The sequence below is a fragment of the Staphylococcus rostri genome (genome assembly GCF_002902145.1).
GTDB classification, from domain to species: domain Bacteria; phylum Bacillota; class Bacilli; order Staphylococcales; family Staphylococcaceae; genus Staphylococcus; species Staphylococcus rostri.
Genome location: NZ_PPRF01000002.1, coordinates 107,885 through 117,442 on the forward strand (window position 1 = coordinate 107,885; position 9,558 = coordinate 117,442).

Annotated in this window: 11 protein-coding genes; 2 read left to right on the forward strand and 9 right to left on the reverse strand. The window is 42.5% G+C overall.

Annotation, left to right across the window (positions count from 1 at the left end; all coding sequences use genetic code 11):
- Positions 1–376: 376 nt before the first annotated feature.
- Positions 377–2,005: a BCCT family transporter gene (locus tag CD122_RS00475; RefSeq protein ID WP_103357062.1), complete on the forward strand. Its 1,629-nt coding sequence runs from the start codon at positions 377–379 to the stop codon at positions 2,003–2,005.
- A 46-nt stretch (positions 2,006–2,051) separates the two neighbouring features.
- Here CD122_RS00475 and hisIE read toward each other — a convergent pair whose 3' ends face one another.
- From hisIE to CD122_RS00520, 9 genes are read right to left on the reverse strand one after another with little or no spacing between them, the layout of a single operon-like run.
- A complete protein-coding gene (gene hisIE, locus CD122_RS00480) occupies positions 2,052–2,681 on the reverse strand; it encodes a bifunctional phosphoribosyl-AMP cyclohydrolase/phosphoribosyl-ATP diphosphatase HisIE (RefSeq protein WP_103357063.1) in 630 nt (209 codons plus the stop codon).
- Positions 2,672–3,436, reverse strand: coding sequence for an imidazole glycerol phosphate synthase subunit HisF (gene hisF / locus CD122_RS00485; RefSeq protein ID WP_103357064.1), 765 nt, complete (start codon positions 3,434–3,436; stop codon positions 2,672–2,674). Before hisF ends, hisIE begins: the two co-directional genes overlap by 10 nt.
- Positions 3,433–4,137: a 1-(5-phosphoribosyl)-5-((5-phosphoribosylamino)methylideneamino)imidazole-4-carboxamide isomerase gene (gene hisA / locus CD122_RS00490; protein ID WP_103357065.1), complete on the reverse strand. Its 705-nt coding sequence runs from the start codon at positions 4,135–4,137 to the stop codon at positions 3,433–3,435. Before hisA ends, hisF begins: the two co-directional genes overlap by 4 nt.
- Positions 4,130–4,705 carry an imidazole glycerol phosphate synthase subunit HisH gene (gene hisH / locus CD122_RS00495; RefSeq protein WP_103357066.1) on the reverse strand — a complete coding sequence of 192 codons (576 nt, stop codon included), beginning with the start codon at positions 4,703–4,705 and terminating at the stop codon, positions 4,130–4,132. Before hisH ends, hisA begins: the two co-directional genes overlap by 8 nt.
- Positions 4,702–5,283 (reverse strand): imidazoleglycerol-phosphate dehydratase HisB, encoded by a 582-nt coding sequence (gene hisB, locus CD122_RS00500; protein ID WP_103357067.1) that lies wholly within the window; start codon positions 5,281–5,283, stop codon positions 4,702–4,704. Before hisB ends, hisH begins: the two co-directional genes overlap by 4 nt.
- On the reverse strand, positions 5,267–6,277 hold the full coding sequence (locus CD122_RS00505; RefSeq protein WP_103357068.1) for a pyridoxal phosphate-dependent aminotransferase: 1,011 nt from the start codon (positions 6,275–6,277) through the stop codon (positions 5,267–5,269). The genes hisB and CD122_RS00505 overlap by 17 nt, the downstream gene beginning before the upstream one ends.
- Complete coding sequence (gene hisD, locus CD122_RS00510; protein ID WP_103357069.1) at positions 6,270–7,532, reverse strand: histidinol dehydrogenase; 1,263 nt, start codon at positions 7,530–7,532, stop codon at positions 6,270–6,272. Before hisD ends, CD122_RS00505 begins: the two co-directional genes overlap by 8 nt.
- Positions 7,522–8,136, reverse strand: coding sequence for an ATP phosphoribosyltransferase (hisG, locus tag CD122_RS00515; RefSeq protein ID WP_103357070.1), 615 nt, complete (start codon positions 8,134–8,136; stop codon positions 7,522–7,524). The genes hisD and hisG overlap by 11 nt, the downstream gene beginning before the upstream one ends.
- A gap of 22 nt (positions 8,137–8,158) precedes the next feature.
- Positions 8,159–8,965 (reverse strand): ATP phosphoribosyltransferase regulatory subunit, encoded by an 807-nt coding sequence (locus tag CD122_RS00520; protein ID WP_103357071.1) that lies wholly within the window; start codon positions 8,963–8,965, stop codon positions 8,159–8,161.
- A gap of 235 nt (positions 8,966–9,200) precedes the next feature.
- Here CD122_RS00520 and deoC point away from each other — a divergent pair.
- A partial coding sequence (deoC, locus tag CD122_RS00525) for a deoxyribose-phosphate aldolase (RefSeq protein ID WP_103357072.1) occupies positions 9,201–9,558 on the forward strand: 358 nt, incomplete at its 3' end.

The window sequence follows — 9,558 nt, forward strand, 5'->3', positions numbered from 1 at the left end:
TAGCGTTGTTTTTTTGTTAGGGGAGATAGGTTGGTAAACCGTTTTGCTCTCCTTTTTTGGTTCCAGTCGAATAGCCAAGTCCAAAACAGTGCATAGATGATTGTGCATACTATACCTATCAGTACGAGTGTTACAAGATTCATCAATATCGCCCCTTTGTTTATAATATGAAACGTTTTTAAGTGATGTTTATTATTAGTATAACGAACTTAATATGAAAAAACGAGATACACCACAACATACCAAATAATGAACAGTGAGAGGATCATTTATAAAACGCCACCCCCTTAATATGCATTAAAAACGTCGGTAGGCTGAAATAAAGGTTTAATGACGACGCACGGGTGCTATAGATATATATAAAGGGGATGTTAGGATGCATAAAGATCAAAAATTAATGGATTGGATTGTTTTTTGTGGGGCAGCGTGTATTTTGTTGCTGGCTGTGATACCGATGATGGTATTTCCAAATCAAAGTCGTGCTGTTGTGGTGGCGATGAATGAAGTTGTCACAACGAATCTCGGTGCGACATATCTCGTATTAGGGCTCGCAATTTTTTGTTTTGTGTTATATATTGCGTTCGGAAAGTATGGCTCCGTGACGCTTGGACGTGAAAGTGATCGCCCGGAATTTAGTAATTTTGCGTGGGCATCTATGTTGTTTTGTGCTGGAATCGGTTCGAATATTTTGTATTGGGGTGTGATTGAATGGGCCTACTATTTTAAAGCCCCGCCTCAAGGTGCAAAGCCGATGAGTGATGCCGCACTGAACTTTGCCACAATGTACGGTATGTTCCATTGGGGTCCCATCGCATGGGCGATATACGTCTTACCGGCATTGCCCATTGGCTACTTAGTCTTCGTAAAAAAGCAACCGGTGTTTAAAATTAGTCAAGCGTGTCGTCCGATTTTAAAAGGGCAAACGGATAAGGTTATTGGTAAGCTGGTCGATATTTTATTTATTTTTGGTTTGATTGGTGGAACTGCAACATCACTGGCATTAGGTGTCCCAATGATTTCGGCTGGTTTAGAGAATTTGACGGGTGTTGATGGATCCAGTATGGTCGTTAAAAGTTGTGTACTCTTGGCGATTACCATTGTTTTCGGATACAGCTCTTATCGTGGCTTGAAAAAAGGGATTCAACTATTAAGTGATGTAAACGTATGGCTCGCATTGACTTTACTCGGTTTTGTCTTTATCGTTGGACCGACGATTTTTATGATGGAAACAACCGTGACAAGCTTTGGGAATATGCTTAAAAACTTCTTCCAAATGGCCACGTGGTTAGAGCCGTTTGGTGGTATTGGTGGACGTGAAGAAACGAACTTCCCTCAACAATGGACGGTTTTCTATTGGGCTTGGTGGATTGTCTTCGCACCGTTTATTGGCTTGTTTATTGCGCGGATTTCAAAGGGACGTACAATGAAAGAAGTTATTTTAGGGACGATTGTTTATGGCACATTTGGTTGTATGTTATTCTTCGGCATTTTAGGTAACTACGCGACGTATTTACAGATTACAGGTCAATTTGATGTCATAACGTTCTTAGATACACACGGTACAGAAGCAGCGATTATAGAAGTTGTGAATCATCTGCCATTTGCGCCAGTTATTATTGGATTGTTCGTCCTTTCAGCATTCTTATTTTTAGTGACGACATTCGATTCGGCATCGTATATCGTAGCTTCAGCAACACAGGTTCGTGTAGAAGGAGAGCCTATCAAGTTGAATCGCTTATTCTGGGCGTTTGCGCTATGTTTACTGCCGTTTTCACTGATGCTTGTCGGTGGGGAAAGTGCACTTGAAATCCTACAAACAGCGTCAATCGTTGCGGGTGTACCGCTTATCGTCATCTTTGTGATTATCATGATTTCTTTTATGATGATGTTATCAGCTGATCGGATTGCACTTCAAACACGTGCTGAGCGCTTTAAAAAGATTGAACGTCGCTCACTCAGTATTTTACATGCGAGTGAAAAAGATGAGGAAGATACACATTTATAAGTAAAAAAACATGCTCACTATAAAGGTGGCATGTTTTTTACGGTCACTACCAATTTTCAATGTCTTGGCGTTCCCCTTTAAAGTTATTTTTCGTGTGATGGCGTTCGGCGAGTAAGGCTTCGACATCTTGAATCGCCACGCCTTGTTCGTGTAGGAGTACGAAGAAGTGATACAGTAGGTCGGCGCTTTCGGCAATGAGTTCGGAACGGTCGTTCTTCATTGCGGCGATGACGACTTCAAATGCTTCTTCACCAAATTTCTTCGTGATTTTTTCTTTTCCTTCTGTCAACAAGTATTGCGTGTATGACTTGTCGGCTTGGGCGTTAGCACGTTGCTGAATCGTTGTTTCGAGTTGTTGTAGTCGATAAGGTAGCGTTGTGTTAAAACAGCTTTGTGAACCGGTATGGCATGTAGGTCCTTGTGGTTCAACAAATAGTAAAATCGCGTCACTATCACAATCAAGCTGTATATCAACGACTTGTTGTGTGTGACCGGATGTTTCGCCTTTCTTCCATAAGCGTTGTTTGGAACGTGAATAGAACCATGCGACGCCATCATTGACAGTACGTTCAAATGCTTCCTCATTCATATAACCTAACATCAGCACCTGTTGTGTTGTCGCGTCTTGTAATATGGCGGGTAAAAGTCCTTTTGAAAAGTCTGGTTTTAGTGCCATCTGACTGGAATCCCTCCTTGATCGAGTGTCATTTTGATTTCTGTAACAGTCGTTTCTTTATCGTGCAAAATACTCGCTGCAAGTCCAGCTGATACGGGTGTCTCATTAAATAACTCGACAAAGTGGTCTGCGTTACCGCCACCGCCTGATGCGATAATTGGGATGTTGACCTTTTGCGCAATCCCATTCAAATGGTCAAGGTCAAAGCCGTTTTTCATGCCATCATACGCCATGCTCGTTACGAGTAGTTCGCCAGCACCGAGTGCTTCCACTTCTTGAACCCAGTCATAAACCCGCTTATTCGTACGTTTCTTACCACCATGTGTACAACAATAATAGTCGTCCGTCTCAGCATCGTATTGGCTATCGATGGCGATACAAATACATTGACGCCCGAATTTTTCGCTTGCTTGGCGAATAAGTTCGGGATTTTTTAATGCGGCAGAGTTCAGGGATACCTTATCAGCCCCATGTTTGAGTAATTGTGAAATATCTTCCAATGTTGAAATCCCACCGCCGACCGTTAAAGGAATAAACAGTTGTGAAGCGGTTTGTTGAATAATGTCGAGTGTTAAATCATGTCCACGTTCTGTTTTGGAAATATCTAAAAAGACCAGTTCGTCTGCACCGCTGTCGTTATAATACATCGCCAGCGCAACGGGGTCACCGATGTCACGTAAGCCTTTAAACTGAATCCCCTTAACGACACGTCCATCTTTGACATCTAGGCAGGGGATAATGCGTTTTTTGATCATCGCAAGCCCTCCCAAAATTCAGGTTGATTGGCCGCTTTACCAACGATAGCCGCCGCAACACCCGTACCTTCTAACTGTTGTAAGTCTGCTTGGTTACGTATGCCACCGGATGCGATAACGGGCAGTTGTGTATGTGCAGCGAGTTGAGCCGTACGTTCAAAGTTCGGACCTTGTAACTTACCGTCTTTAGAGATGTCTGTGTAAATGACACCACCAAGAGGCAAGTGTTCAATAGCTGAGACATAGTCAAATAAGTTCAGTTGTGCATCTTCTAGCCAACCATTGATTTTAATATCGGTGTCATAAGCATCAACCGAGACGTAAAGTTTCCCGGGAAATAACGTTGCCATTTTTGTTAGCCATGCAATATCTTGAATGGCTTTGGTTCCGACAATACAGTAGTCGACGCCATGAGCTAAATATGCGCGAATGGTTTCAACGTCACGAATGCCACCGCCGACTTCAATCGGTTTCGTGCTACTGTTGATTAACTGGCGAATATAGTCCATTTCAATCGCACGTTGTGACTTTGCGCCGATTAAATCAATGATATGAATACGATCAACACAGTCGAATTGTTGATAAAACTGAATGCTGTCTTCTGCGGAACGTGTCATTGCTTCAGATGTATCATAATCTCCCTCTGTTAAGCGCACGCTTTGTCCTTCAATCAGGTCAATTGCTGGCCATAGTTTAAGCATGTTGCCATCCTCCTTTGAGTGCTTGTGCAAGTATATCTAAGCCGATTTGTCCACTTTTTTCAGGGTGGAATTGAATGCCGATATAACGTCCGTGTTGAACAATGCCCGGAATGTCTGTGCCATATTCTGCATAAGCGATGACATCATCGTTCATCGGTGCTTGATAACTATGTACAAAATAGACGTCGTGTTTTAACTCGGCATAGTTTGCAATTAAGTTATTCCAACCAAGGTGCGGCACGGTATAAGGCGTTTGAATTTCTGTGATGTGCCCTTTTAGCAACCCGAGCCCTGCGACATGACCTTCTTCACTGCCTTCGTACATTAACTGCATGCCGAGGCAAATGCCAATCATTGGTTGCTTACATTGTTGAAGTAGGGTGTCGAGTTGATAGTGACGAATGGCGGTCATCGCATCTTTAAAATGCCCAACGCCGGGTAAAATCAATTGGTCGGCTGCTTGAATCGTCTCCGGGTCGCGTGACAGGACGACATCGTACCCTAAAAATTCGACCGCACGTTTAACGTTATGAATATTTCCTAAGCCGTAATCTACAATGACAATCATGATTCGATCACACCTTTAGACGATGGAATACGTTGCGTTTGTGCAGGTGCCAATGCTTGTTTCAATGCACGCGCAAAAGCTTTGAAAATCGCTTCAATTTCGTGGTGTGTATTCCCTTGGTGCAACAAATCAATGTGTACAGTCAATCGCGCGTTGATGACAAATGCACGGAAAAATTCTTCGACAAGTTCCGTATCAAACTGGCCGACTTTTTCCTTACTAAATGTCGCATTAAAGTTGAGATAAGGACGTCCGCTAATATCAACGACCGCACGTGCTAGCGTCTCGTCCATTGGTAAATATTGTTGCCCATAACGCTCATAGTAAGGGTTCGCTTGTGTGAGTTGTAGCAACAATTGACCTAACACAATACCAATGTCTTCTGTCGTGTGATGATCGTCCACCCACGTATCGCCCTGTACATCAATTGATAAGGGTAAGCCACTGTGAAAGCTGAACAGTGTTAACATATGGTCAAGAAAGCCAACGCCCGTTTGAATGTGGCTCTCTTGATTGCCTTGAGACATCGTAATGTCAATCTTGGTTTCTTTCGTTTCACGTTTAATTTGAAAGGTCATACTGTTCACTCCATTCCTTCACGATTGCTTCAAAACGCTCCATATCTTCAGTAGACATAATAGAATAACGCACACAATCGCCCATTGGTTGTTCTGTGATAGGGTCATAAAATCTCGGCTTAAAGCCACGTTCATAAATATAATTACCGAGTGCTACAGCTTGTTCACCCGCCGTTAAAATAAAGTTCGTGTCACTTGGATATAGCGTTAATTTATCGCTAACATAGCGTGTGAAAATCGCTTTAAGTCGGTCACTTAAGTCACGTTGTTGTTCAACAAATACTTTCGTTGATGCTGGATGTTCAAACAAATATGTCGCAATGCGCAATGACAAAATATTAAGCGGATATGGGTGCTCAATACGACGTACGCGAGCAATTGTCGGTTCAGTACCAATCAATACACCCACACGTAAGCCGGCGAGTCCAAACGCTTTCGACAATGTATGCATGACAACAATGTGATCTTCCAATGTAATGTCGAGCGGTGTTGAAAAGTCGATATACGCTTCATCAACGACAATATAACCACCGAGTGCTTTCATTTTATCGGCAATTTGTAAAATGTAATGTTCATCGAAACGCTGTCCTGTCGGGTTGTGCGGATTACTTAAAATAAAGAAACTCGGTTGCACGTCGTCAATGCGTTTTAAGACATTTTCAATCGGAAATTGTAAGTCTGGCGTTGCATCGACAAATTCAATAGGGCGTTGTACTTGTTCCGCATACGCTTGATACATAAAAAAGTCAGGGTTTAACGTGAGACAAGGACCTTCCGGCATAATGAGCATCAATTTTTGAATCAATTCATCTGAGCCGTTTGCCGCACATACTTGTTCTTTTGAAAAGCCACCGAAATAGTTGGCGTATGCCGCACAGAAGCGGTCATAGTCATCATCGTGATACAAGTTGTAATCTTGGTTATTGAGTATGTCAAAGTATGTTTTCGCTGACAAAGGCGTCCCCACACCTTCATTTTTATCGATTCTAATCATTATTTTCCCCTCGCATTCTGACCGTTAAAGATTGTTGGTGATTGTAAAGCTGTTCGTCCTGTGCAATCGTCGCCGCTGCACGATATGTCTGTTGATAGGTGTCACGTGACAGTTGAATCACGGTATGTTTGGTTAAAAAGTCATTTACGGATAGTCCGTGTTGGAAACGTGCGGTACGGTTTGTTGGTAAGACGTGACTCGGACCTGCGATATAGTCACCAATAGCTTCCGGTGCATAACTGCCTAAAAACAGACTGCCGACGTAGTGAATATAAGGGACAAACTGTTCAGGATTTGCCGTTTGAATCGACGCGTGTTCTGGTGCAATTTCGTTCATTAGCTGGCAACACGCTTCAAAGTCATCCGCGTATATCGCATAGTGATGGTCGCGTAAACTTGCTGTAACAATATCTCGGCGTTCTGACGTCTCAGCGAGTGTACTTAAACGCCCCTCAAGTTGTTCAAGGAGTGCCAAGTCTGTTGAAATGACATAAGTGCGTGCCATTTCATCATGTTCTGCTTGAGCGAGTACATCATACGCCACAGCTTCAACATCGCATGTGTCGTCGATAATTAATGCAATTTCACTCGGACCCGCAATCTGGTCAATACCGACTTCGCCATAAACGAGCTTTTTCGCATAGGCAACGTACTGGTTCCCAGGTCCAACAATTTTGTCTACTTTTGGAATCGTTTCAGTACCGTAAGCCAGTGCTGCGATACTTTGCGCGCCACCGATTTGATAGACGTGATCGACACCAACGATATGACAAGCTGCTAACACACTTTGTGCAATACCGTTTGTTTGTGGTGGTGTCACAACGACAATTTCTTTAACTCCTGCAACTTTGGCGAGTGTTGCAGTCATTAGCACGGTAGAAGGGTAGCTCGCTTTACCGCCTGGCACATAGACACCGACACGTTCAATCGGATGATATACTTCATACATTTCTTGGTTGTTTGGTTGGTTCTGATAGCGAATACTTGCTTGATAATCATAAATACGCTGATAGCTCAGTTCCAATGCTTGGCGCAACTCAGCATCTAGCGTGTCATATGCTTGTTGTAACTGTGCTTGTGGTACTTCGAGTGTGTCGACAGTGACACGATCAAACTGTTCATTATACGCAAACAACGCAGAATCGCCTTGCTGTTTGACAGTGTCACAAATCGTCGCAATTTGGTCATGCAACTGTGTATCCAATTGCGCAACTGCTTGGTATTGGTCAAAAAACTGTTGTGTATTATAAATCAATGAGCGACACTCCTAACATATTAATAAAGGCATCAATTTCAGCTGATGCGGTAAAGAAACTTTGACGGTTCGTAATCAATTGTGCTTGTACATCTCCAATAAATTCTTTCTCCACAAGGCCATTGGAACGCAAGGTGTTACCCGTTTGGACGATATCGACAATACCATCGACCATGCCAATCACACAGGCGAGTTCGATAGATCCTGATAACTCAATCAGTGAGACATCACGTCCTGTATCTTGGAAATAACGTTGTGCCGTTTTAGGAAAAGACGTGGCAATTTTGCGATATTCCGTCGTTTCATCAAACGCAGCGACCGCAAAATGACAAGCACCAAACGGTAAAGAAATCAGCTGATTCACGTCGTATGAATCTTCAGCTAAAATATCGCTACCGGTAATGCCAATATCCGCAATGCCTTGTTCGACATAGATAGGTACATCATTGCCTTTCACAAATAAAAAGTGATACTGATCTGTTTGAATTTGAAGTTGGCGGTCACGTGATTCAATCAACTGAACTAAATCATGTTCCCCTTGTTGTTGAAGATAAGCGATAAAGCTTTTTAATAAACGTCCTTTGGCTAATGCGATGGTCAGCATGCCAGAACCCCCTTTGTGTTGTTTATAATGTTAGCCCGAGACCGAATCCTTCGAGCGTGCCTTTGTAGTAACCACCATTTAATGTCGTTTGGCGTTCTGTTAAGACGGCATTGATAAAGATGCCTTTGTAGTATGAACGTGGCGTCTGTGGTGTTATGTCTAAATGGATATTTTGAATACCGAGGGAACGGAAGAAGCGATCCCAATGATTCAACGTTGCGACAATCTGATGACTTGCATCAAAACGTGAATTGAGTTGTTGTAACTGCTTGTGTGTTGGCGTCAGTAACAATTGTACGAGTGGATGTTCTACACCAAGCGCCGTCGTCAGTGCTGAAATATTACGTTGAGCAATCCACGTCATCACATCATCCGATTGCTTGTCGCCTAATAATAAATGCACCAGTTCATAGTGACCGAGAATGACATAGTCGATGTCGTCATTTAACGTGTCACGAATATAATCGTAGAACGTTGTAAAAGCTTGATGCATTGCTTGAATCGTCGGCTGATAACATTCAAGACCGAGTTGTGTCTGGACCTTTTGATGTCGTACGATAGGCCCTGAGTAGGCGACCGACTGATGTTGACGGTCATACTGCTGATAATAGCGTACGAGCTGATCTGTAAAGTCATTACGTAACGCAAACAGCTTCTCATGATCTTGCCACACACTCCGTTCTTGCATTTGTTTCAAATCATCTGATGTCAGCGTCTCCCAATTCAACGTTTCAATAAATGACGTGTCAATCAATTGAAAGCCACGTTGCGCTGCCAAACGCAAAAATGAAACTTCCGCTAACTTCGACGTAATCAAAGCATTCTCCATGTTGTTAACCTCGCTTTCACTCTCTACCAAACTAAAGTGTTTTTATAATATGGTTATCGTAGCATATACAAATTAGCATTTCAACAGAATAATCAGAAAAATATTATAATTCAGTTTGTAAGGGGTTACGATGAAAAATAAAATGATATGAAATGCCGAACACTCAATCAATCGGTTTTTATGACACACAATGTTATAATTAACTTAACAAACATAGAGATAGGAGCAGGATAACATGAACTACGAAAAATATATTGACCATACATTATTAAAACCAGAATCAACACGTGCACAAATTGACAAGATTATTGAAGAAGCGAAGGAATATCACTTCAAGTCTGTATGTGTGAATCCAACACATGTGGCATACGCAGCAGAAAAGTTAGCGGACTCTGACGTATTAGTATGTACCGTTATCGGATTCCCATTAGGTGCATCAACATCAGAAGTGAAAGCATTTGAAACGAAAGATGCGATTGCGAAAGGTGCAGATGAAATCGACATGGTGATTAACATCGGCGCATTAAAAGACGGTCGTTATGATGACGTACAAGCAGACATCGCAGCGGTTGTAGAAGCATCAGGCGATAAAA